This window comes from Streptomyces sp. NPDC102279 (genome assembly GCF_044766365.1).
Classification (GTDB): Bacteria; Actinomycetota; Actinomycetes; order Streptomycetales; family Streptomycetaceae; genus Streptomyces.
Genome location: NZ_JBIWLU010000003.1, coordinates 392569 through 416096, shown reverse-complemented (window position 1 = coordinate 416096; position 23528 = coordinate 392569). Strand labels below are relative to the sequence as shown.

Sequence of the window (23528 nt, the reverse complement as noted above, 5' to 3'; positions counted from 1 at the left end):
CCGGGTATCACCGGATTCCCGCTCCTCCTGCTCAGTCGGAGTACCGCGGGTGCACCAGCGTGGAGGGCGCGAGGGGCCGGTGCGGCCGGCTGCGGTCCGCCGCCCGGGCGTCGGCGGCCAGCGCGGCCCGGGTGAGCGTGCGCAGCCGCGGCCCGGAGGCGGGCAGCCGCAGGGGCGCGGGCGAGCGGGCGGCCAGCACGAAGCCCCAGTCTCCCGGCGCGCCCGGGGAGCCGCCGGCGGTGCGGTCGGGCCCCGCGGCATACCCGGAGTCCCGTCCGCCGACCCGGTAGGGCGTGGCGCTCAGGCCCGCCGCACGGAGTGTCGCGTCGACCGTCCAGAACGCCCGCTGCCGCCCGCCGAGCGGCCCGGCGTGCACGACGAGACGCCCGCCGGGGGCGAGGACACGACGGGCGAGGCCGTAGAACTCCTGCGAGTACAGCTTGGTGCTCGCGGTGATGCCCGGGTCGGGGAGGTCCGAGACGACCACGTCGTACGTCGACGGAGCCCCGCGCAGCCAGCTGAAGGCGTCCGCCGTCGCCTCGTGCACGCGGGGGTCGTCGTACGCGTGGTGGTTGAGGGCGGTGAGCGCCCTGTCGTGGCGGGCGAGCCGGACGACGTCCGCGTCGATCTCCACGACGTCGACCCGGCGCACCCCGGGGTGCCGCAGCACCTCGCGGACGGCGAGCCCGTCGCCGCCGCCGAGGATGAGCACGCGCGCGTGCGGGCCGTTCATCGCGGGGTGCACGAGTGCCTCGTGGTAGCGGCGCTCGTCGCGGCCGCTGAACCGAAGGCGGCCGTCGAGGAAGAGGTGGAGCGGGTGCCCCCGGGTGCCGCCCGCGAGGACGACCTCCTGGACGCCGCCGGGCAGCGCCACGCGGACGTTCCCTCCGTACACGGCGTGCCGGGCGGCACGTTCGAAGTCGTCGACCAGTACCGCGGCGGAGGCGAGCAGCCCGAGGACGACGACGTTGGCGACGAGCAGGGTCCAGCGCGCACGGCGGCTCAGGTCCTTCCGGAACAGGCCGAGGACGAGGGCGCCGCCCGCGACCGCGTTGACCGTGCCGGTGAGCAGCGCGCCGGTGAGCTGGCCGAGCAGGGGCAGCAGCAGGAAGGGGAAGGCGAGGCCACCGACGAGGGCGCCCACGTAGTCGGCGGCGAACAGGTCGGCGACCGCGCCGCCCGGGTCCTGGCGGCGGATGCGCTGTATCAGCTCCATGAGGAGAGGGACCTCGGCGCCGATGAGCAGGCCGATGGCGAGCGAGAAGGCCACCAGCAGCCAGCGGGACCCGTCCGCCCACAGGCCGCCCCAGCCGCCGGTCCAGGCGAACGCCGCGTAGAGGGCCATCGCGCTGCAGCCCCCGACCAGCGCGAGAGCCGCCTCGACCGCGCCGAAGCCGGCCGCGGCGCGCGGGCGCAGCCGCTTCGCGGCGAGGGAGCCGACCCCCATGGCGAAGACCATGACGGACAGCACCACGGAGGCCTGCGTTACGGAGTCGCCGATCAAGTAGGAGGCGAGGGCGACGAGTTCCAGTTCGTACACCAGTCCGCACGCCGCGCAGACGAACACGCCGGCCAGGACGAGGAACCGGCCGACGCCCGGGCGGACGGGCAGCCGCGCCTGGCCCTGGACGCCCCAGGACGGCGGCGCGCCGGGTGGGGCAGGCGCGTGCGGTTCGATCACGCTGCGAACGCTACGTCACGGCGCCACCGCGCTTCGTCACCCACACGTGTGGAAAGCGTTGCGCTTCATGGCACACGGGGCCGGCGCGGGCATCTTCCCCCCGGGCCCGGCACCCATGCGCCGCCCGCGGCCCGCTTCCTCAGACCCCGGACGCGCTGAGCGCGTCCGCACGCACGCCGACCCGTGTACGCGTCGCGACCAACTGCCCGTCCTGCGGGTACGCGTGCCACGTACGCCAATGGACCTGGCCGTCGTGGCGCTGGGCGAGCATGGCGGTGAAGGCGTGCGGGCTGCCGGGGAAGACGCCGGCGAGGCCCTGGGGGTGGTCCGAGACCAGCGCGAGCAACTCCTGCGCGCGGCCCGCGAAGGAGCCGGGCGACAGGACCTCGACGCGGGCCGCGAACTCGTACTCCCAGTCGCCGAACTGCTTGGCCACGCCGAGGGGCAGGGGCGTGCTGCTGCCGGGGATGCAGGCGACGGTCTCCGAACAACTGCCGCGCTCCTCTTCGAGGAGCACCTGGTGGGACGCGCCGAGCAGTCTCAACTGCAGGTTCGCCCCGTTCAGTTCGAGATCGAGGGTGGCGAGGGCCGGCAGCGGTTCGCGGCCCAGTGTCCAGGCGAGATCGGCCGCGCGCGTGTCGGTGTACGAGGTGTTCAGGGTCGTGAGCATGGGTCGGCTCCGCTAGCACGCAAAGGTGAGGTGGGGGTTCCGGCGCAGCCGGTCAGCACCGGGGGAACGGCCCGGTCGGCCCGGCCGGAAGGACATCCGAAGGACGGTTCCGATAGGACCATCCGATGGACTCCGAGTCCTGTCGGCCCAGGGCTGTTTCGGTGATTTACCAGGGCTGCTTCGGTGGTTAGAGGGAATCATGAACGGTGGCGCCGCCACAGCGTTTTTACCCAACTTCGTAGGGTTTCCATCCCCCCGAGGGCTGCACAGCTCAACTGTTCAACTACGGCGTACGCCCGGGGGAATGGAAGTGCCCGCCGGCAGAGGTCTGCCGGCGGGCACTTCCGTGCGCCGGATGCGCATTCCCCGCGGGGAGCTCAGCTGCCCCGTGTCAGCTGCCTCCGCCGCATCCGCCGCCGCCACCGCACGAGGACCCGCCTCCGCAGGACGAGCCTCCGCACGACGAGTGACCCCCGCAGGAGTGACCCCCGTGACCTCCGTGGTGACCACCGGACGAACCGCCGGACGAGCAGGACGTGGCGCTGCCGCCCGCCGCGGCCCCGCCGCCGGCCCACCAGCTGCTGTCGCCGCTCCCCGAACCGCCTCCCGACCGGCCCCCGGACCGGCGCTTGCGCTTGCTGCCCCCGCTCACGGCCTTCACGAACACGACGAGCAGGACGACCGCCAGGATGATGCCGAAGATCATGGCGTCACCCTCCTTTCGTTCCCCCGAAGCGGCCCCCCGTGGGCCGTGCTTCTCGATTCCGGTCTTGCGTGACAGGGGGATGCCCTCACGCGTCACGGCCCAAAGCAGAGTTGAGGAACTCCAGAGCTTGGGCGGAGGATGGCCGGCATGACCTCCAGCGCGCGCCCCCTGTTGAACCGCCGGCTCGCCGAGTTCGGGACGACGATCTTCGCCGAGATGTCCGCCCTCGCGACGAGCACCGGATCGATCAACCTCGGCCAGGGTTTTCCGGACACGGACGGTCCCGAGGAGATCCGGGAGGCGGCCGTCCGCGCCCTGCGGGACGGGCGCGGCAACCAGTACCCGCCGGGCCCGGGCGTCCCCGAACTGCGCGCCGCCGTCGTCGCGCACCAGGAGCGCCGCTACGGCCTGTCCTACGACCCCGACACCGAGGTGCTGGTCACGGCGGGCGCCACCGAGGCCATCGCCGCAGCACTGCTCGCGCTGCTGGAACCGGGTGACGAGGTGATCGCCCTGGAGCCGTACTACGACTCGTACGCGGCCTCCATCGCCATGGCGGGCGGCACGCGCGTGCCCGTGACCCTGCGCCCCGACGACGCGGCGGCGCCCGCCGGCACCCCGGGCGGCGGCGCGCACCGCCGGTTCCGCCTCGACCTCGACGAACTGCGCGACGCGGTCACCGACCGGACCCGGCTGCTGCTGCTCAACACCCCGCACAACCCGACGGGCACCGTCCTGACCCGGGCGGAGCTGACGGAGATCGCCCGGCTCGCCGTCGAGCGGGACCTGCTCGTGGTGACCGACGAGGTCTACGAGCACCTGGTCTTCGACGACGCCGAGCACGTCCCCCTGGCCACCCTGCCCGGCATGCGCGAGCGGACGGTCACCATCGGCAGCGCGGGCAAGACGTTCTCCTTCACCGGCTGGAAGGTGGGCTGGGTGACCGCGCCGCCGGCCCTGGTCAGCGCCGTACGGTCGGCGAAGCAGTTCCTGACGTACGTGGCGTCGGGCCCCTTCCAGTACGCCGTCGCGGAGGCGCTCGCGCTGCCGGACGCCTACTTCGACGGGTTCCGCGCGGACATGCTGCGCAAGCGGGACGTGCTGGCGGCGGGGCTCACCGACGCGGGCTTCTCGGTGTTCCGGCCGCAGGGCACGTACTTCATCACGACCGACATCCGGCCGCTCGGCGAGTCGGACGGCTTCGCGTTCTGCCGCGCGCTGCCCGAGCGGGCCGGGGTCGTCGCGATCCCGAACGCGGTCTTCTACGACCACCGGGAGGCGGGCGCGCCCTTCGTGCGGTTCGCGTTCTGCAAGCGGACGGACGTGCTGGAGGAGGCCTCGCGGCGGCTGAAGGCGGCCTGGTAGCCCGGCCTGCACGAACGCACCCCTAGCACCGGCGGACGTCTCCGTCCGCGCGGCACGCCGGTGGGCGGGCATCCGTACCCGCACGGGTGCTCCCGGCTCGCGAACACCCCGCAAGGATCGCACAGTTCGGGTGTGACCCGCCCGAACGCCCTCGCCCGCCCCGCCGTTGCGGAACCCGCCGGCCGGACCGTCCGCCCCTCCAGCGTCGCGCGCGCCGGGCGGTCCCCCATGCTGACCGCGCTCGGGCTGTTCGCCGCCGCGCGCATGACGGGCGTCCTCGTGCTCGCCGCGACCGCGTGGGCCACCGGCAGGCATCCGGCGACGCTGCTCGCGCGGTCCTGGGACTCGCTCTGGTACCTGAGGATCGCGGCCCACGGCTACGGCCGCACCCTGCACTTCCGTCCCGGGGTCGTCTACAGCGACCTGGCGTTCTTCCCGCTGTACCCGGGGCTCGTCCGCGGCCTCACCGCGCTGACACCGCTGAACGCGAGCACCGCGGCCCTGTTCGTCTCCTGGTTCGCGGCGGCGGCCGCCGCGTGCGGGGTCTACGCGGTCGGGGCGCGGCTGCGCGGCCGGGCGGTCGGCACCGCGCTGGTGCTGCTGTGGGGGCTGCTGCCGCACTCGGTGGTGCTGTCGATGGCGTACACCGAGCCCCTCCTGACGGCCTTCGCCGCCTGGTCGCTGTACTCGGTCCTCGACGGACACTGGGTCCGGGCCGGCTCGCTGGCCGCGCTCGCGGGGCTGACCCGGCCGAACGGCCTCGCGGTGGCCGCGGCGGTCCTCGTGGCGGCGGTGTGCGAGCTCGTGCGCCACCGCGGCAGGGTTTCCCACAGGCTGTGGACGGGCGCCGCGCTCGCGCCGCTCGGCTGGGCCGGCTACGTGCTGTGGGTCGGCCACCGCAGGGGCGACCTGCTCGGCGGCTACTTCGCGGTGCAGCGGCGCTGGGGCTCGCGCTTCGACCTCGGCGCGGGGGCCCTCCGCTTCGTCCGGCACCTGCTGCTGCACGGCGGCCGGTTCGTGTTCCCCATGACGATGGTGATCGTCGCGGCGGCCGTGCTGCTGTACGCCCTGCTGATCGCGGAGCGGGCGCCGCTGCCGCTGCTGGTGCACAGCGGGGTCCTGCTGCTGATCGCGCTGGGCGGCTCGGGGTTCTTCGCGTCGAAGCCGCGCTTCCTGCTGCCCGCGTTCCCGCTGCTGCTGCCGCTCGCCTCGGCCCTGGTCAGGACGGCGAGAGCCCGCCCCTGGCACGCGACCCTGATGGTCGGCGCCCTGGCCGGGCTCTCGTTCGCCTACGGCGCGTATCTCGTCGTGGTCGCGCACACCCCGCTCTAGAGCGTGTCCACGAGGGTGCGCGAGGGGTGCGCCGCCGCGAGGAGGAGAACTACTCCCCGTCGTCCTCGGGCTTGTCCGTCTCGTTGATCTCCTGCTCCAGGCCGAGCTGCTCGACGAGCCACTTGTCGAACTCGATGGCGGCGCGGACCCAGCTGACCGTGGAGGACACGAAGTGCTCCAGGCTGACGCCGGTGCCGATCAGCATCTGCGCCTCGCCGATCAGGCGGACGGTGCCGTCGTCGTGCGTGTGGCTGTAGACCTTCGGCCACAGGGTGCGGCGGTTCCAGTCGTCGATCGACTCCAGCAGCGCGGGCTTCTCCTCGAGCTGGTGCGGCCGGTCGTAGAACGTCCGCACCGAGAAGACCTGCTGGTCACCCTCGCCGCGGAACATGAAGTACGTACGGAACTCCTCCCACGGCGCCGCGAGGTCACCCTCGTCGTCGACGACGTACTTCAGCTCCATCTGCTCCAGGAGCTGCTTCACGAGGTCCTGATCCGGGACCACGGGGCCCGCGGGGCCGCCGGGCTGCGGCTCGGGCTGGCCCCCGAAGTTCGGAATCGAGGACGGGTCGATGCTCACCGTGTATTTCCCTTCGTACGGATCCTGCCATCCTCCCCCATGCGGGGCGGGGGGTGGCAACCCCTGGCCGGGCCTGTCCGCCGGGGGCTGACAAGATCCGGTCACATCGGGACATCGGGCCAGGTGGGAATGGGCCGCGGGGGTATGCGGGGCGTCGCGACGGAGACGACGGGATGAACATGCACATGTCGGTCCCCGAGGGGGCCGGACGCTCGGCCCCGTTTCCGGCCGCCGAGGGTGCCGGACGCTCGGCTCGGCTCCGTTCCGGCTGCCGAGGGTGCCGGACGCTCGGCCCGGCTCCGTTCCGGCCGCCGAGGGTGCCGACCGGCTCCCGACACGCCGAGGGCCCGCGACGACGGAGCCGCGGGCCCTGGCCGGAACATGCGCTCCGGACTACAGCGTCTTGCCGGTGGCCGGTCCCACGATCAGGCCGTCGCCGAACGCGTCCACCCGGACCGTGTCGCCGTCCTTGACCTCGCCGGCCAGGATCTCCTTGGCCAGCCGGTCACCGATGGCGGTCTGGACGAGGCGCCGCAGCGGGCGCGCTCCGTACGCCGGGTCGTTCCCCTCCTCGGCGAGCCAGGCCAGGGCCGCGTCACTGACCTCCAGGGTGAGCCGGCGCTCGGCGAGCCGCTTGGCCAGCCGGTCGATCTGGAGGCGGGCGATGCGCTCCAGCTCCGCCCGGTCGAGCGCGGAGAAGACCACGAGGTCGTCCAGCCGGTTCAGGAACTCCGGCTTGAACGAGGCCCGGACGACCTCCAGGACCTGCCGCTTCCTGTCCTCCTCGGAGCTGAGCGGATCGGCGAGGCTCTGTCCGCCGAGGAACTGGCTGCCCAGGTTCGAGGTGAGGATCAGGATGGTGTTGCGGAAGTCGACCGTCCGCCCCTGACCGTCCGTCAGCCGCCCGTCGTCCAGCACCTGGAGCAGCACGTCGAAGACCTCGGGGTGCGCCTTCTCCACCTCGTCGAGCAGGATCACGCTGTACGGGCGGCGGCGCACCGCCTCGGTGAGCTGGCCGCCCTCCTCGTATCCCACGTATCCGGGCGGCGCGCCCACCAGCCGGGACACGCTGTGCTTCTCGCCGTACTCCGACATGTCGATGCGGACCATCGCCCGCTCGTCGTCGAAGAGGAAGTCGGCGAGAGCCTTGGCGAGTTCGGTCTTGCCGACGCCCGTCGGGCCGAGGAACAGGAAGGAACCGGTGGGGCGGTCCGGGTCGGCGATGCCGGCGCGGGTGCGGCGCACGGCGTCGGAGACGGCGCCCACCGCCTCGGTCTGACCGATCAGGCGGCGGCCCAACTCCTCCTCCATACGGAGGAGTTTCTGCGTCTCGCCCTCCAGGAGGCGCCCGGCGGGGATGCCGGTCCAGGCGCCCACGACGTCGGCGATGTCGTCGGGTCCCACCTCCTCCTTGACCATGGTGTCCCGGCCCGCCTCCTCCTCGGCCTCCGACGCCTCCTCCAAGTCCCTTTCCAGGGTGGGGATCTCGCCGTACAGCAGCTTGGAGGCGGTGTCGAAGTCACCGTCGCGCTGCGCGCGTTCGGCCTGGCCACGCAGCCCGTCGAGCTTCTCCTTCAGCTCACCGACGCGGTTGAGGGACTGCTTCTCCTTCTCCCAGCGGGCAGTGAGCCCGCGCAGCTCCTCCTCCTTGTCGGCGAGGTCGCGGCGCAGTTTGTCCAGCCGCTCCCTGCTGGCCGCGTCCGTCTCCTTGCCGATCGCGAGCTCCTCCATCTTCAGCCGGTCGACGACCCGCTGGAGCTCGTCGATCTCGACGGGGGACGAGTCGATCTCCATGCGCAGCCGCGAGGCGGCCTCGTCGACGAGGTCGATGGCCTTGTCGGGCAGGAAGCGGGAGGTGATGTAGCGGTCGGAGAGGCTCGCGGCGGCCACCAGCGCGCGGTCGGCGATCTGGACCTTGTGGTGGGCCTCGTACCGGCCCTTGAGTCCGCGCAGGATGGCGATGGTGTCCTCGACGGTCGGCTCGGCGACCAGCACCTGCTGGAAGCGCCGCTCCAGCGCCGGGTCCTTCTCGATCCGCTCGCGGTACTCGTCGAGGGTGGTGGCGCCGACCATGCGCAGCTCACCGCGGGCGAGCATGGGCTTCAGCATGTTGCCGGCGTCCATGGCGGAGTCGCCGCCCGCGCCGGCCCCGACGACCGTGTGCAGCTCGTCGATGAAGGTGATGACCTGCCCGTCGGAGTCCTTGATCTCCGCGAGCACGGTCTTCAGCCGCTCCTCGAACTCGCCGCGGTACTTCGCGCCGGCGACCATGGCGCCGAGGTCGAGGGAGACGAGGCGCTTGTTCTTGAGCGACTCGGGCACGTCGCCCTTCACGATCCGCTGGGCGAGCCCCTCGACGACGGCGGTCTTGCCGACGCCGGGCTCGCCGATGAGGACCGGGTTGTTCTTGGTGCGGCGGGACAGAACCTGCACCACCCGGCGGATCTCCTGGTCCCGGCCGATGACCGGGTCGAGCTTGCCCTCACGCGCGGCGGCGGTGAAGTCCGTACCGAACTTTTCGAGTGCCTTGTACTGGCCCTCGGGATCCGGGGTCGTCACCCGGCGCCCTCCCCTGGTCTTCTGGAACGCCTCCAGCAGCTTTTTCGCACCGGCGCCCTGCTGGGAGAGTACGTCGCCGCTCCGGCCGCCCTTCGCGGCGATGCCGACGAGGAGGTGTTCGGTGGAGATGAACTCGTCACCCAGCTCCTTGGCGCGCTCGGCGGCGTCGGCGATGACGGCGAGCAGTTCGCGGTCGGGCTGCGGGGGCGCGACGGTGGAACCGGCCACGCTGGGCAGGCCGGCGAGCACGCGCTCGGCGCCGGCCCGTACGGAGGCCTGGTCGGCCTCCACCGCTGTCAGCAGGTCGATGATGTTCTCGTTGTCCTGCCCCTCCAGCAGAGCGAGCAGCAGGTGGGCGGGGGTGAGGTCCGGGTGCCCCTCCGTCACGGCGCGGCTGCCGGCCGCGTTGATCGCGTCCCGGCTCCTGTTGGTCAGCTCGGCGTCCACGTTCGCGTTCTCCTCCTCCTGGTGTCCGACCGTTGCCTGACACGGGCAACGTACACAAACTTGAGTCTATTCCACTCAAGGCTGGAACGGGACAGGAACGGGCGGGCCGGAGCGTAGATTCAGGCCTCATGGCTTCCCTTCCGGTGGACCCGCGGCAGCCCGACGCCGCCTACCTGCGCTTCTGGCGCGAGCGCCACCTCTGCACCCTGACCACCCTCCGGCGCGACGGCACCCCGCACGTGGTGCCCGTCGGCGTCACCTACGACCCCGAGGCCGGACTCGCCCGGATCATCACCGGCGGAGCCACCGCGAAGGCGGCGCACGTGCGGGCGGCGGGGCCGGACGGGGCGCGGGTGGCGGTCTGCCAGGTGGACGGGCGGCGCTGGGCGACGCTGGAGGGGCTGGCCCGGGTGTCCACGGACCCGGAGCGCGTCGCGGACGCGGTGCGCCGCTACACGGAGCGGTACGAGCGGGTGCCGTCCCCGAACCCGGCCCGCGTGGTCATCGAGATCGAGCTGACGAGGGCGCTGGGCCACGGCTGAGAGCGGGACGGCCGGGAAGGCGGCGCGCCGCGTCGCCTACGGCTGGTTTCAGCCCTTGCCAGGATCGGCGGAAACCCGGAGATTTCCGGGAAAACTGCAGCGGCGTCACCGTGTTCAGGTCACGGTGACGCCGCTGCGGGGGGAAGTACCTGCGCGATCTACTACGACGGGGGAATCGCGTCAGGCACTGCGGGGGGTGGCTGCGATGGTCTCTACGTCGGGGATGTCGGGTCCGGTCAGGCGGTGGTCGCGCTGATCGAGGTTCACGAAGATCATTCCGTACCGGATGGCGCACCGTACTGGCTGCGGCGCCCCCCGAGGCCGCCGCAGACACCGATAGGCCCGTACGTCCTCGTCGTCGTCGCGGGTGACGACGACGGGCTCACCGAAGACGGTCACCATCAGCGAGTCACCGTTGTGGGGGATGGCGGTGACCAGGTCGATGAAGTGCCAGCCGGAGCGGTACGCGGTGGCCATCTCCCGCCGGAACGAACGGTCGTCGGGTGGTGTAGTCATGAGTCCACTGAAGCCTTCGTGACGTCACTCGAAGCACTGCCGGCCGGAGCCACGAAACCCCAGCCGCTGTCAGCCAGCACGATCGTCTTCGCGTTGCCCCAGCCGCTGTCGGCCAGGTCCGTCCGTACGTTGCCCCAGCCGCTGTCGCCAGGCAGCGCCTTCACCGCGTTGCCCCAGCCGCTGTCCGCGGGCTGCGCCTTCGCCACGTTGCCCCAGCCACTGTCCAGAGCGAGCGCCGCGGGCCCGTTGCCCCAGCCACTGTCCAGAGCGAGCGCCGCAGGCCCGTTGCCCCAGCCACTGTCCAGGGAGAGAACCGCGGGTGCACTGCCCCAGCCACTGTCCGGTGGCGCCGAGGTGGTCGCCGAACCCCCCGCCGCGAGACCCACGGCACTCAGGGCCCCGACAGCCACAACCGCGGAGAAAGCGGTGGCAAGTACCGAGCGAAGCATTCTCCTGTACATAGTCGGCTTCGTCCTCACTTGATCGGATCCTCTCCCCCGGTAATGAAGACGATGTCTCATTCAGGCACGTCACCACCACCGACACGATGCATCATGTTCCTGCATGTTCAGGACCCTGGGGGGTGGCGATTTGCCCATAGAACACACAAACCAGACACATCCCCATCCCGTCACGGAACTTTGTGACGAAGGGGCACGCTTGTACACGAGCGCTTTGAGCACCGGACGGATCGCCCGGGCCGAAGCGGCGGCAGCCCCATGCCTGCTGGAGTTCGCCCTGCTGCGCCCGGATCCCGACGACTCCAACTGGCTGCGCCCGGTGCCGCCGTCCGTCGCGCTCACCCAGCGCCTCCACCCTATTGAGCGCGAGATCCAGGAGCGCAGGCGGCGCACCATCGAACTGACCGAATCATTCGAGCCGTTCATGATGGTCAGCGCGATGGCACCCGCTCCCACCCACGCCATCACCGTGCTGGAGGGCATCGACCGGATCAACGCCGCGCTCGACATCGCGACCTCCGAGTGCCACACGGAGATGCTCACCATCCAGCCCGGCGGCCGCCGCAGCGAGCACATCCTGAACCAGGCCCTCGAACGGGACCGCCCGCTCACCGACCGCGGCGTCCGCATCCGAACGCTCTACCAGCACACGGTCCGCTACAGCCAGGGCACCGCCGCCTACATGGACCGCATAGCCAGCGGAAAGATCGAGATCCGCACGCTGGAGGAGCTGATCGAGCGGCTCATCATCTGCGACGGAACGGTCGCCTTCATCCCCGCGAGCGACGACAACCAGTTCGCCCTCGAACTGCGCCACCCCGGCCTCGTCCGCTATCTGACCAGGGTCTTCGAGCAGCTCTGGCGGCGCGCCACCCCGCTGCGCGAGGAAGTCACCTACGAGTCCACCCCGGACGGCATCACGGGCGTCCAGCGCTCCATAGCCAAGCTCCTCATCGAGGGCCACGTGGACGAGGCCATCGCCCGCAGACTCGGGATGAACGTCCGCACCTGCCGCGCCCACATCGCGAAGCTGGCGGCCTCCCTGGGCAGCGGCAGCCGGGCCCAACTCGGCTTCCTGATCGCCCAGTCGGGCATCCTGGAGCAGGACCACTGAGGAGCCGGGCGCTCAGCGCTGGGCGGGCGAGCCCTGACCGGGCAGCCCCTGGACGCCGGCCGCGCCCGGACCGGCCGCGGAAGGGCCTGTGGCGGCCGTAGCCGCGCCCTGACGGGGGACGGTGACGGGGGACGGCTCCGGCGAGCGCGGCGGCCCGTCCAGCCCCGCCTGCGCGATCCGCACGCCCAACTGCGTACGGCTGGCCGCCCCCAGCGTCTCCGAGAGGCGGGCGATGTGGGCCCGGCAGGTGCGGACACTGATGCCGAGGCGCTCCGCGACCACCGCGTCCTGATGCCCCTCCGCCAGCAGCGCGGCGATCGAGCGCTCGCGGTGGGTGATCCCCTCGATGCCCGTGGACGGCAGCGGCGAGGCCAGCGGGATCGCGAGACGCCACAACCGCTCGAACACCGTGACCAGGTAGTCGATCAGCGCGGGATGGCGCAGTTCCAGCGCGATCGTGCGGTCGGAGTTCGCGGGGATGAAGGCGACCTTGCGGTCGAAGAGGATGAGCCGTTCCACGACCTCGTCGAGAGTCCGGGCCTCGGCCGCGTCCCCCATCAACTCCATGTAGTTCAGCAGGCCCTGGCCGTGCCGGGCCACATGCGTGTACAGGTCGCGCATGCGCACCCCGCGCCGGCGCATCTCCAGCGCCCGGTGCAGCCCCTCCACCAGTTCGTCCTCGCGCCGGATGCCACCGGGCTGGACCGTCAGGACCTCGCTCGCGCACTCCTCGGTCGCCTTGTCCATGGCGGCCCGGATGCGTGGCAGTCCGTCCAGGACGCGGATCGCGGCGCCCTCCGCGGGTGCCTGGACGTGGCCGCCGAGCCCGGCGTACCACTCGAACGCGGACACCGCGTCGCCCACCCGCGCCTGGCTGGCGCTGACTTCCTCGTACACCCCGCGCAGCAGCCGGGTCATGACCTCCTGCGGGGAGGTCGGCACCAGCCAGCCCATGTCGTCGGGGTCGGGGTGCAGCAGCGCCAGCTCCAGCAGGCACGGCACCGTGCCGGCGTCGTCGCGGGGCACCCGGCCGCGCCGCACGGCCCGCGAGTACACCCGGTCGCCGGCCTCGCACAGTCGGTCAGCGCCGTGCGGATGCCCGTCCGTCCCGTGCCCGGCCATCTCCCACCTCTGGCTGCAGCTCCGACCCCTGGCGTGAGCACCGCGTCAGGGCGTCCTACGCAGCGCAACTATGCGCGGACGCGTCCGGCACCGCAACACGGCTGTGCCGCCCCCGGGAGCCGGTTCGCCCCTTCTGGTCACCATAAATCCGCACCTCCGCCCCGCCCGTTGCAACAAGCTGCAAGCAGCGGCCCCCGGACGCCCGGGACTTCGCGGAAAGGGCCCTCGCCGGACCTCCGGCGCACCGCTCGGGCTTGGCCGGATATCTCCCTCGTCGGCGGGCGTCCGGCGGGGAGCGGGCCCCGGAGCGCGTCGAGGGCCCGGGGTGTGCACCCCGGGCCCTCGATGTCGTGCGCCGTGCCGTGGCCGCCAGGAGGCCCTCGCCGCCACCGGGCGGCCTCCTGGTCGGCTCCGGTCCTACTTGAGCTTCAGAGCGTCACAGGCCGCCTTGTAGGGGGCGGTGCAGATCTGCTTGAGGGTGTAGATGCTGTCCTGCAGGACCGTGTCCTCGATGTTGTCCTTGGTCAGGTCGACCACGGGCACGAGCTGCGCCGGAATGTCCTTGTTCGTCGGGCTGGTCACCTTGTCGCGGGTCAGCGCGTCGAACTCGATCGAGCGTCCCTGGACCCGGGCGACCGCCATCTCGGCGGCGGCGTTCGCCTCCTGCGGGTAGGACTTGTAGACGCTCATGAACTGGTCGCCCTTGAGGATCCGCTGCACGGCGACGAGTTCGGCGTCCTGGCCGGTGACCGGCGGCACCTTGCTGACGCCCGCGCTCTTCAGCGTGTCGATGACCGCGCCCGCGATGCCGTCGTTGGCGGCGTACACCCCGGCGATGTTGTCGAGGCCGACCTCCTGGATCGCCTTCTCCATGTTGGCCTTGGCGTTGACCGGGTTCCAGTCCTTGGTGTCGTACGTCTTGGCGACGGTCACCTTGTCCTTGAGCTCGGATTCCGCGCCGGCCTTGAACTGCGCCGCGTTCGGGTCGGTCGTCGCGCCGTTCATCATGATGACCTTCTTCGACGCGGAGTTGCTGCCCAGCGCGCCGACCAGGGCCTTGCCCTGGACCTCGCCGACCAGCTCGTTGTCGAAGGAGATGTACGCGTCGATCGGGCCCTGCGCCAGCCGGTCGTAGGCGATGACCGGGATGCCGGCCTCCTTGGCCTTCTTCACGCCCTTCGCGATCGACTTCGAGTCCACCGCGTCCACGAGGATGACGTCGAGCTTGTCGTCCACCATCTGCTGGAGCTGGGCGAGCTGCTTGCCCGCGTCCTGCTCGGCGTTCTGGTAGACCACCTCACCCTTGTTCTCGGTGAGCTTCTCGACCTGCTCCTTGATGATCGGGTAGTCGAACTTCTCGTAACGGGTGTTCTCCTTCTCCGGAAGGAGGAGGCCCACCTTGATGTCGTCGCCCTTCGTGGGGCTGGCCTTGGCGTCGCTTCCACCGAGCCCGTCGACGACCCCGCAGCCGGCGAGCGAGAGGGCGGCGGCGGACGAGGCCAGGGCTATGACGGTACGACGGAGACCGGTGTTACGAGTGTTCACATCAGGTGCCTTCCGGGCGAGGTTGCAGCATTGCGACCCAGGTGGCTGAAAGCCAACGCGGCGATCACCTCAGCGTCAAGGACTAGCCACTTAACGAGATGGCAACAGCGTTCTGTGTTCCACAAGTGAACACGGTGGGAAGAGGTTACGCCCGAGGTTCCAGCAATCCCCTCAGCTTCACCTTCTGTCATCCACGCGACGCGGGCGGCGCCGCGGACCGCGCGACGCCATCCACCATGCCTTTAAGGGTTGTTGACACTCCGGTAAACGCCGGGACACGGGCCCCGGCACGAGTCCGTGTGCGGCACCGGATCCCGCCACCGCGCGGTGCGGGCGCCCGAACGAATGCGGTCAACCCGGCCATTCCGACCGGACCGTCAAGATCGAGCCACCGCGGATCGCGACCGGTCGAAAACGGTCACGGACTCCGCCGGGTACGCGAGAGGGGGCCCGGAGGAAGAACCTCCGGGCCCCCTCTCGGGTGCTTCGGTCACTGATCGGGCGACCTCTTGGGACGCCAGACCACCAAGGCACTCGTCTGCTGGACCTCCTGGTACGGGACCAGGTCACGCCGGTAGGAGGCGTGCACGGCGGCCTCGCGCTGCTGCATGGCCACCGCGGCGCCGTCGAGGGCCGACTGGAGCTCGGCGGCCCGGGACTGGAGCGCCGCCACCTGGTTCTCCAGCTCGATGATGCGCTTGATGCCGGCCAGGTTGATGCCCTCGTCCTGCGACAACTGCTGGACGGTGCGCAGCAGTTCGATGTCGCGGGCCGAGTAGCGGCGGCCCCGGCCGGCCGTGCGGTCGGGAGAGACCAGGCCGAGCCGGTCGTACTGACGCAGGGTCTGCGGGTGCAGTCCGGAGAGCTGGGCCGCCACCGAGATGACGTAGACCGGCGTCTCCTCGGTCAGTTCGTACGGGTTGCGCCGCCGACCGGTGGTGTCCATGGCTCCGTCATGCTCCCTTCGCGGCCTGGAACAGCTCCGCCCGCGGATCCTCACCCGCGGTCGCCTCGCGATACGCCTCCAGCGCGTCCCGAGCCTTGCCCGACACGTCCTGCGGAACGGCCACCTCGACGGTGACGAGCAGGTCGCCCCGTGTGCCGTCCTTGCGGACCGCACCCTTGCCCCGGGCACGCATGGTGCGTCCGTTGGGCGTGCCCGGCGGCAGCTTCAGTGTCACCGCGGGTCCGCCCAGGGTGGGCACCTTCACCTCGCCGCCGAGCGCCGCCTCCGTGAAGGTGACGGGCACCGTGACGGTGAGGTTGTCGCCCTTGCGGCCGAAGACCGGGTGGGCGTCGACGTGGACGGTGACGTACAGGTCGCCGGAGGGGCCCCCGCGTTCACCGGGAGCGCCCTTGCCGCGCAGCCTGATCCGCTGGCTGTCGCTGACGCCGGCGGGGATCCGCACCTGCATGGTCCGGGACGACTTGGCCCGGCCGCTGCCCTTGCAGACCTCGCAGGGGTTCTCCGAGATCAGCCCGCGGCCCTTGCAGTCCGGGCACGGGTCGGTGAGCGAGAAGCCACCGCCCGAACCGCGGGCGACCTGGCCGGTGCCGACACACGTCGGGCACACACGGGGTGTGCCGTTCGCGTCGCCGGTGCCCGAACAGGCCTTGCAGGGGGCCTGCGAGGTCATGCGCAGCGGAACGGTCGCGCCGTCCACCGCCTCGGTGAAGCTCAGCGTCACCTCGGTGTCGATGTCCTGGCCGCGCCGGGGCTGCGTACGGGTTCCCGTACCGGCTCCGCCGCGGTTGAACAGGCCGCCGAAGACGTCGCCGATGCCTCCGCCGAAGCCACCGGCTCCGCCGGCCTGGCCGCCGCCCTGGGGGGCGCCTCCGAAGAGGTCGCCCAGGTCGAAGTTGAAGTTGCCGCCGCCCGCGCCGGGACCCGGCCGGAAGCCGCCGTTGCCGAAGAGGGCGCGTGCCTCGTCGTACTCCTTGCGCTTCTTGGGGTCACCGAGGACGTCGTTCGCCTCGGAGATCTCCTTGAAGCGCTCCTCGGCCTTGACGTTGCCCTTGTTGGCGTCCGGGTGGTTCTCGCGGGCGAGCTTCCGGTACGCCTTCTTGATCTCGGCCTCGGTGGCGTCCTTGGGGACGCCGAGGACCTTGTAGAAGTCCTTCTCGATGAAGTCCTTGGTGCTCATCCCCGACGTCCCTCCTTTCCTCGTTCAAGCTCAGCCCTCGTCCGGGCCACCGCTCTCCTTGTCCGTGGCGGTCTCGGCCGCCTCGGCCGACTCCTCGGCCTTGACCGTCTGCGCCCCGGGCTGCGGCTCGGCGACCGCCACCCGCGCGGGGCGGATGGTGCGCTCGCCGAAGCGATACCCCGGCTGCAGAATCGCCACGCACGTCGTCTCCGTGACGTCCGGCGCGTACGAGTGCATCAGTGCCTCGTGGATCGTCGGGTCGAAGGGCTCGCCCTCCTTGCCGAACTGCTGGAGCCCCATCTTGGCCGCGACGGTCTCCAGCGACTCGGCGACGGACTTGAATCCGCCCACGAGTTCGCCGTGCTCCCGCGCGCGGCCGATGTCGTCGAGCACGGGCAGGAGCTCGGTCAGGAGGTTCGCCACGGCGACCTCCTTGACCGCGATCCGGTCACGCTCGACGCGGCGGCGGTAGTTCTGGAACTCGGCCTGGAGACGCTGGAGGTCCGCGGTGCGCTCGGTGAGACCCGTGCGTGCCTGGTCCAGCTGCGCCGTCAGGCCGGCCAACTGTGCACTGTCGTCCCCGTCCGGGGCCGCCGCCCCCTCCGCAGAGGGGGTGGCGGACTGCGGATCGGCGTCGTCGGAGGTGGCGCCGGAGGGGACGTCAGGCTGCTCTTCGAAGCCCGGGGTCTCCTCCGTCACGCGGCACCGTCCTTGCGGTCCTCGTCGACGATCTCGGCGTCGACGACGTCCTCGTCGGAACCGTCGGCCTTCGGAGCCTCGGCACCCGGGGCGTCGCCGCCCGCGGCCTGCGCGGCCTGGGCGTCGGCGTACATGGCCTGGCCCAGCTTCTGCGAGACGGCGGCGACCTTCTCGGTGGCCGTACGGATCTCGGCGGTGTTGTCGCCCCCGGCGGCCTCGCCCTTGAGCGCGGCCTTCAGCTCCTCGACGGAGGCCTCGACCTCGGTCTTGACGTCACCGGGGACCTTGTCCTCGTTGTCCTTGAGGAACTTCTCCGTCTGGTAGACGAGCTGCTCGCCCTGGTTGCGGGTCTCGGCGGCCTCGCGGCGGGCGTGGTCCTCGTCCGCGTACTTCTCGGCCTCCTGGCGCATCCGGTCGACCTCGTCACGCGGCAGCGAGGAGCCGCCGGTGACGGTCATCTTCTGCTCCTTGCCCGTGCCCAGGTCCTTCGCGGTCACGTGCATGATGCCGTTGGCGTCGATGTCGAAGGCGACCTCGATCTGCGGGACGCCACGCGGGGCCGGCGGCAGACCGGTCAGCTCGAACATCCCGAGCTTCTTGTTGTACGCCGCGATCTCGCGCTCGCCCTGGTAGACCTGGATCTGCACGGACGGCTGGTTGTCCTCGGCCGTCGTGAAGATCTCGGACCGCTTGGTCGGGATCGTGGTGTTGCGCTCGATGAGCTTGGTCATGATCCCTCCCTTGGTCTCGATACCGAGGGACAGCGGGGTCACGTCGAGGAGCAGGACGTCCTTGACCTCGCCCTTGAGGACACCGGCCTGGAGGGCGGCGCCGATGGCGACGACCTCGTCCGGGTTCACGCCCTTGTTGGCCTCGTTGCCACCGGTCAGCTCCTTGACGAGCTCGGCGACGGCGGGCATACGGGTCGAGCCGCCCACGAGAACGACGTGGTCGATCTCGGAGAGGTTGATGCCGGCGTCCTTGATGACGTTGTGGAACGGCGTCTTGCAGCGCTCCAGCAGGTCGGCCGTCAGCTGCTGGAACTGGGCGCGCGTGAGCTTCTCGTCCAGGTGCAGCGGGCCCTCGGCGGACGCCGTGATGTAGGGCAGGTTGATCGAGGTCTCGGTGGACGAGGACAGCTCGATCTTGGCCTTCTCGGCGGCCTCGCGGAGGCGCTGGAGGGCCATCTTGTCCTTGGACAGGTCCACGCCGTGACCGGACTGGAACTGCTTGACCAGGTAGTCCATGACCCGCTGGTCCCAGTCGTCACCACCGAGGTGGTTGTCGCCGTTGGTGGCCTTCACCTCGACGACGCCGTCACCGATCTCCAGGAGGGACACGTCGAACGTGCCGCCACCGAGGTCGAAGACGAGGATCGTCTGGTCGTCCTTGTCGAGGCCGTACGCCAGGGCGGCGGCGGTCGGCTCGTTCACGATGCGCAGGACGTTCAGGCCCGCGATCTCGCCGGCCTCCTTCGTCGCCTGACGCTCGGAGTCGTTGAAGTACGCCGGGACGGTGATGACCGCGTCGGCCACCTTCTCGCCCAGGTACGCCTCGGCGTCGCGCTTCAGCTTCTGCAGGATGAAGGCGCTCATCTGCTGCGGGTTGAAGCTCTTGCCGTCGAGCTCGATCTTCCAGTCCGTGCCCATGTGACGCTTCACCGAACGGATGGTCCGGTCCACGTTCGTGACCGCCTGGCGCTTGGCGACCTCGCCGACGAGCACCTCACCGTTCTTCGCGAAGGCGACGACGGACGGCGTGGTCCTGGCGCCTTCGGCGTTGGTGATGACGGTGGGCTCGCCGCCTTCAAGAACGCTGACGACTGAGTTAGTCGTGCCCAGGTCGATGCCGACCGCACGTGCCATTTCGATTCCTCCAACGATGACTTGAGTGGAACAGGCTCAAGTGTGCACGACGTCCGCCGCTCGGTCAACAGACCTGAGTCGTGGGGGCTCAACTCTTATCCGTTCCTTACGCGCAGGAAGCTCTTGACCTGCGCCTTTCACACGGAGCTAGGGGACTTTTACCCCACCGTTCGCCACATCCGCCGGGCGACGGAGGAGACCTGCGGGCCGATTCACGGTCCCGGTGACGGGTCCCCCGGGAGCGGGGATCGCATGCGGACGGGATCGGGGCCGGGGGCCGGGGCGGCGCGGGCGGCGTCCGGGGCGCAGGGCGCCCGCGGCGGCGACGATCAGCACGGCCCCGGCCACCCACCAGGCCGCGGCGGCCCCGAGCCGGCCGAGATCGATGGACAGCCCGACGAGCGCACCCGCGAACGTGGCGAGCCCCATCACGACCATGACGCCCTGCCGGGTCAGCCCGGCCCTGCGCAGCCGGTGCACCAGATGGTCGGGCGCGGACCGCAGCACCGGCCGTCCGGCGCGCCACCGGCACACGAGCACCAGGGCGGCGTCGGCGCTGACCACGGCGGTCAGCGCGAACGCGGCACCGAACCCGGCCCCCGCGGGCCGCTCCGCGTGCACCAGCACGACGGCCGAGGCCAGCACGAACCCGGCGAACTGGGAGCCGCACCGGCCGGCCGCGATCCGGGCCGGTGGCCAGCCGTGCATCAGGAAGCCGGTGAGCGCGGCGGCCAGCACGCTGAGCAGGGCCGCGAGTCCGTCCATGACCTCGGCCGCCGCGCAGCCGCTGAGCGCGAACGCGGTGACGACCCCGACGGTCCCGAGCACCCCGTCGGACTGGTCGAGCGAGCGGAAGGCGTGGGTGACGAGGACGATCCAGCAGGCCGCGAGCACCCCTCCGGGCACGCCGAGCGCGTCGTAGGGCACGGCGAGGACGGCGGCACCGGCGACGGCGGTCAGCCGCAGGAGGGGCGGCACGGGCAGCAGGTCGGCGGCGAGGCCGGCCAGGGCGACGACGAGGCCGGCGACCAGCAGCCGGCTGGTCTCCGGGCCGAGCGGGGCGACGCCGGTCCAGTCACCGGCGCAGCCGACGAGGGCCGTCGCACCCGCCACGGCGATCCCGCCGAGCACGGGGACGCGTCTTTCCCGGCCCGGCGGACGGGGCCGGGAACGGCCGGCGAGGAGCCCCGGCCCGCCGGCCGCACCGAGGCGCAGGGCGAGCGACCGCAGCAGCGCGGCGAGCGCGGCGGTCAGGAGCAGAGCGGCGGTGGCAGCCGCGATTCCGTACAGCACATCGCTAATTTAGGGGTAATTGTCACAGTATTGTGCGAATAACACGATCGGGTTTACGTGTCCTTGCGCCAGAACGCCCCCGATCGCGAAAAGGACCGCCTGCCCGCCCGCGACGCACCCACTCAGGTTTGCCTCAGCGACGCAGATCACCGCACCTCTGGCTACAGTGCGGCGGAAGAAGTGGGTAGTCTCAGACGGACTGCATAAGTTACCGCTTAGTAATCACTTCGAGGTCGCTCTCGAAGAACACCTCGCAGGCCCGAGGAGCCCCCGAATGCAACTCGCCGCGATCGTTGTGTCGCTGGTCCTGACCGTGGTCGGCGTCGCGCTGATCACCCGGGCCGTCGCACAGATCTACCGGTTCATCAAGCTCGGCCAGCCCGTCCCCGCCGGCAGCCGCACCGACGACTGGAAGGCCCGCACCGTCACGCTGGCCAAGGAGTTCGTCGGCCACACCCGGATGAACCGGTGGGGCATCATCGGCGTCGCGCACTGGTTCGTCGCCGTCGGCTTCCTGACCCTGGGCCTGACGATCGTCACCGCCTACGGCCAGCTCTTCAAGGCCGACTGGACCCTCCCCGTGCTCGGCGGCTGGCTCCCCTACGAGCTGTACACCGAGTTCATCGCGCTGTTCACGACCCTCGGCATCCTGGTGCTGATCGCGGTCCGGCAGCTGAACCGGCCGTCCAGGCCCGGCCGCAAGTCGCGCTTCGCGGGTTCCAAGACGGGCCAGGCCTACTTCGTCGAGGCCGTGATCCTCGTCATCGGCCTCGCCATCATGACCCTGCGCGGCCTGGAGGGCGCCCTGCACGGCGTCGACCACTACGAGGCCGCCTACTGGGCCTCGTACCCCCTGGTCGCCGCCTTCAAGGGCCTGAGCCTCGACACCCTGCAGACGCTGGTCTACCTGACCGCCATGATCAAGCTCGGCGTCACCATGGGCTGGGCGATCACCGTCGGCCTGAACACCAACATGGGTGTCGCCTGGCACCGCTTCCTCGCCTTCCCCAACATCTGGTTCAAGCGCGACGCCAAGGGCGCGACCGCCCTCGGCGAGCTGCTGCCGATGACCAGCGGCGGCCAGGCCATCGACTTCACCGACCCCGGTGAGGACGACGTCTTCGGCGTCTCCCAGGTCGAGCAGTTCTCCTGGAAGGGCCTGCTCGACTTCTCCACCTGCACCGAGTGCGGCCGCTGCCAGTCGCAGTGCCCCGCCTGGAACACCGGCAAGCCGCTCTCCCCCAAGCTCCTCATCATGTCGCTGCGCGACCACGCGCACGCCAAGGCCCCGTACCTGCTGGCCGGCGGCGGCAAGACCATGGAGGGCGAGGAGAAGGCGTCCGCGGAGCAGCTCAAGGACGTCCCCGCGGCCGCTCTCGCCGAGGCCGAGCGCCCCCTCATCGGCACCGCCGAGGAGAACGGCGTCATCGACCCGGACGTCCTGTGGTCCTGCACCACCTGCGGCGCCTGCGTCGAGCAGTGCCCGGTCGACATCGAGCACATCGACCACATCGTCGACATGCGTCGCTACCAGGTGATGATCGAGAGCGCGTTCCCGTCCGAGGCGGGCACGATGCTCAAGAACCTGGAGAAGAAGGGCAACCCCTGGGGCCTCGCCAAGAAGCAGCGCCTGGAGTGGACCAAGGAGGTCGACTTCGAGATCCCCGTCGTCGGCCGCGACATCGAGGACCTCACCGAGGTCGAGTACCTCTACTGGGTCGGCTGCGCCGGCGCCCTCGAGGACCGCGCCAAGAAGACCACCAAGGCCTTCGCGGAGCTGCTGCACATGGCGGGCGTCAAGTTCGCGATCATGGGCGGCGACGAGAAGTGCACCGGTGACTCCGCCCGCCGCCTCGGCAACGAGCCCCTCTTCCAGGAACTCGGCATGGAGAACGTCGCCGCGCTGAACATGGCGTTCGGCGAGGAGACGGACGACGAGGGCAACAGCACGCCCGAGTCGAAGAAGCCGAGGTCGGCGAAGAAGATCGTCGCCACCTGCCCGCACTGCCTCAACACCATCGGCAACGAGTACCCGCAGCTCGGCGGCGACTACGAGGTCATCCACCACACCCAGCTGCTCCAGCACCTCATCGACGACGGCAAGCTGCTCCCGGTGACCCCGGTCGAGGGCCTCATCACCTACCACGACCCGTGCTACCTGGGCCGGCACAACAAGATCTACACGCCCCCGCGCGAGATCATGTCCGCCGTCCCGGGCCTGCGCCAGCAGGAGATGCACCGCCACAAGGAGCGCGGCTTCTGCTGCGGTGCCGGTGGCGCGCGGATGTGGATGGAGGAGCGGATCGGCAAGCGCATCAACAACGAGCGCGTCGACGAGGCCCTGTCGCTGAACCCCGACATCGTCTCCACCGCCTGCCCGTTCTGCCTCGTCATGCTGACCGACTCGGTCAACGGCAAGAAGAACGACGGCAAGGCCAAGGAGTCCATCCAGGTCGTCGACGTGGCCCAGCTCCTCCTCGACTCGGTCAAGACCCCGCTCGACGACACCGACGGCGACGACGAGCCCCCGGCGGGCGCGGCGGAGTCGGAGAACGAGCCCGAGCCGGAGCCGGTGAAGTAGCGCTTCCGACGGCCCGGTTCACCCCGGTCGGCACCATCGACACCCCCGTGTTCTCAGGAACACGGGGGTGTCGGCGTGTCCGCACGCGGCCCGCCGGGTCCGCCGCCTCCGGCCGCGCGGCGTCCGGACGCCGCCCCACCCGCCACGACCGCCACGACCGCCACGAAAATTATCCGAACTCACGTACAACCCTCACCCCCCACCAGCGGTCTCCTGTTCGCCGATCACCCAGTGAACCGCCGGACGACTCATGGACAACCACCGGCAAACACGGGCAGTCGGAACCCCATTGACAGTGGATGTCCG

At 70.9% G+C, this 23528-nt stretch carries 19 protein-coding genes; 5 read left to right on the top strand and 14 right to left on the bottom strand.

Annotated features, from left to right (window positions below):
- Positions 1-31 precede the first annotated feature (31 nt).
- The 3 genes from ACIRQH_RS08680 to ACIRQH_RS08670 all read right to left on the bottom strand — a co-directional run bounded on the left by ACIRQH_RS08680 (position 32) and on the right by ACIRQH_RS08670 (position 3057).
- A complete protein-coding gene (locus ACIRQH_RS08680) occupies positions 32-1681 on the bottom strand; it encodes a polyamine aminopropyltransferase (RefSeq protein ID WP_404224809.1) in 1650 nt (549 codons plus the stop codon).
- Between the two features lie 139 nt (positions 1682-1820).
- Positions 1821-2351: a DUF2617 family protein gene (locus ACIRQH_RS08675; protein WP_164372825.1), complete on the bottom strand. Its 531-nt coding sequence runs from the start codon at positions 2349-2351 to the stop codon at positions 1821-1823.
- Positions 2352-2742: 391 nt separating this feature from the next.
- Positions 2743-3057 carry a hypothetical protein gene (locus tag ACIRQH_RS08670; RefSeq protein WP_388875868.1) on the bottom strand — a complete coding sequence of 105 codons (315 nt, stop codon included), beginning with the start codon at positions 3055-3057 and terminating at the stop codon, positions 2743-2745.
- A gap of 138 nt (positions 3058-3195) precedes the next feature.
- Between ACIRQH_RS08670 and ACIRQH_RS08665 the strand changes: the two genes are divergently transcribed.
- Both ACIRQH_RS08665 and ACIRQH_RS08660 read left to right on the top strand, forming a co-directional pair.
- A complete protein-coding gene (locus ACIRQH_RS08665; protein WP_358815368.1) occupies positions 3196-4422 on the top strand; it encodes a pyridoxal phosphate-dependent aminotransferase in 1227 nt (408 codons plus the stop codon).
- Between the two features lie 228 nt (positions 4423-4650).
- Complete coding sequence (locus ACIRQH_RS08660) at positions 4651-5754, top strand: mannosyltransferase family protein (RefSeq protein ID WP_404225019.1); 1104 nt, start codon at positions 4651-4653, stop codon at positions 5752-5754.
- A 49-nt stretch (positions 5755-5803) separates the two neighbouring features.
- On the opposite strand, the gene ACIRQH_RS08655 is transcribed toward ACIRQH_RS08660, so the two are convergent.
- Together ACIRQH_RS08655 and clpB are read right to left on the bottom strand one after the other, a co-directional pair.
- Positions 5804-6334 carry a YbjN domain-containing protein gene (locus ACIRQH_RS08655; protein WP_358815366.1) on the bottom strand — a complete coding sequence of 177 codons (531 nt, stop codon included), beginning with the start codon at positions 6332-6334 and terminating at the stop codon, positions 5804-5806.
- A gap of 393 nt (positions 6335-6727) precedes the next feature.
- Entirely contained in the window at positions 6728-9340 is a 2613-nt protein-coding gene (gene clpB / locus ACIRQH_RS08650; RefSeq protein ID WP_404224806.1) for an ATP-dependent chaperone ClpB, read from the bottom strand.
- Positions 9341-9468: 128 nt separating this feature from the next.
- Between clpB and ACIRQH_RS08645 the strand changes: the two genes are divergently transcribed.
- A complete protein-coding gene (locus ACIRQH_RS08645) occupies positions 9469-9882 on the top strand; it encodes a TIGR03618 family F420-dependent PPOX class oxidoreductase (RefSeq protein ID WP_358815364.1) in 414 nt (137 codons plus the stop codon).
- 180 nt (positions 9883-10062) lie between these two features.
- Here ACIRQH_RS08645 and ACIRQH_RS08640 read toward each other — a convergent pair whose 3' ends face one another.
- Entirely contained in the window at positions 10063-10398 is a 336-nt protein-coding gene (locus tag ACIRQH_RS08640; RefSeq protein ID WP_355872996.1) for a hypothetical protein, read from the bottom strand.
- Entirely contained in the window at positions 10395-10808 is a 414-nt protein-coding gene (locus tag ACIRQH_RS08635; protein ID WP_388875880.1) for a hypothetical protein, read from the bottom strand. The genes ACIRQH_RS08640 and ACIRQH_RS08635 overlap by 4 nt, the downstream gene beginning before the upstream one ends.
- A 154-nt stretch (positions 10809-10962) precedes the next feature.
- Here ACIRQH_RS08635 and ACIRQH_RS08630 point away from each other — a divergent pair, with 154 nt between their 5' ends.
- On the top strand, positions 10963-11973 hold the full coding sequence (locus ACIRQH_RS08630; RefSeq protein ID WP_355873001.1) for a helix-turn-helix transcriptional regulator: 1011 nt from the start codon (positions 10963-10965) through the stop codon (positions 11971-11973).
- Positions 11974-11985: 12 nt separating this feature from the next.
- Here the strand turns inward: ACIRQH_RS08630 and ACIRQH_RS08625 are convergent, their stop codons facing one another.
- From ACIRQH_RS08625 to ACIRQH_RS08595, 7 genes are all read right to left on the bottom strand, one after another.
- Positions 11986-13095: a LuxR C-terminal-related transcriptional regulator gene (locus tag ACIRQH_RS08625; protein WP_388875883.1), complete on the bottom strand. Its 1110-nt coding sequence runs from the start codon at positions 13093-13095 to the stop codon at positions 11986-11988.
- A gap of 417 nt (positions 13096-13512) precedes the next feature.
- Positions 13513-14640, bottom strand: a complete 1128-nt coding sequence (locus tag ACIRQH_RS08620; RefSeq protein ID WP_358815361.1) for a substrate-binding domain-containing protein — start codon at positions 14638-14640, stop codon at positions 13513-13515.
- Between the two features lie 490 nt (positions 14641-15130).
- A complete protein-coding gene (locus tag ACIRQH_RS08615; RefSeq protein WP_355873009.1) occupies positions 15131-15586 on the bottom strand; it encodes a heat shock protein transcriptional repressor HspR in 456 nt (151 codons plus the stop codon).
- A gap of 7 nt (positions 15587-15593) precedes the next feature.
- Positions 15594-16784 (bottom strand): molecular chaperone DnaJ, encoded by a 1191-nt coding sequence (gene dnaJ, locus ACIRQH_RS08610; protein ID WP_358815360.1) that lies wholly within the window; start codon positions 16782-16784, stop codon positions 15594-15596.
- 30 nt (positions 16785-16814) lie between these two features.
- Positions 16815-17483 carry a nucleotide exchange factor GrpE gene (gene grpE, locus ACIRQH_RS08605; RefSeq protein WP_358815359.1) on the bottom strand — a complete coding sequence of 223 codons (669 nt, stop codon included), beginning with the start codon at positions 17481-17483 and terminating at the stop codon, positions 16815-16817.
- Positions 17480-19348, bottom strand: coding sequence for a molecular chaperone DnaK (gene dnaK, locus ACIRQH_RS08600; RefSeq protein ID WP_358815358.1), 1869 nt, complete (start codon positions 19346-19348; stop codon positions 17480-17482). Before dnaK ends, grpE begins: the two co-directional genes overlap by 4 nt.
- Before the next feature lie 147 nt (positions 19349-19495).
- Complete coding sequence (locus ACIRQH_RS08595) at positions 19496-20641, bottom strand: undecaprenyl/decaprenyl-phosphate alpha-N-acetylglucosaminyl 1-phosphate transferase (protein WP_388875894.1); 1146 nt, start codon at positions 20639-20641, stop codon at positions 19496-19498.
- Positions 20642-20915: 274 nt separating this feature from the next.
- Between ACIRQH_RS08595 and ACIRQH_RS08590 the strand changes: the two genes are divergently transcribed.
- Positions 20916-23222 (top strand): (Fe-S)-binding protein, encoded by a 2307-nt coding sequence (locus ACIRQH_RS08590; RefSeq protein ID WP_358815356.1) that lies wholly within the window; start codon positions 20916-20918, stop codon positions 23220-23222.
- Positions 23223-23528: the final 306 nt, after the last annotated feature.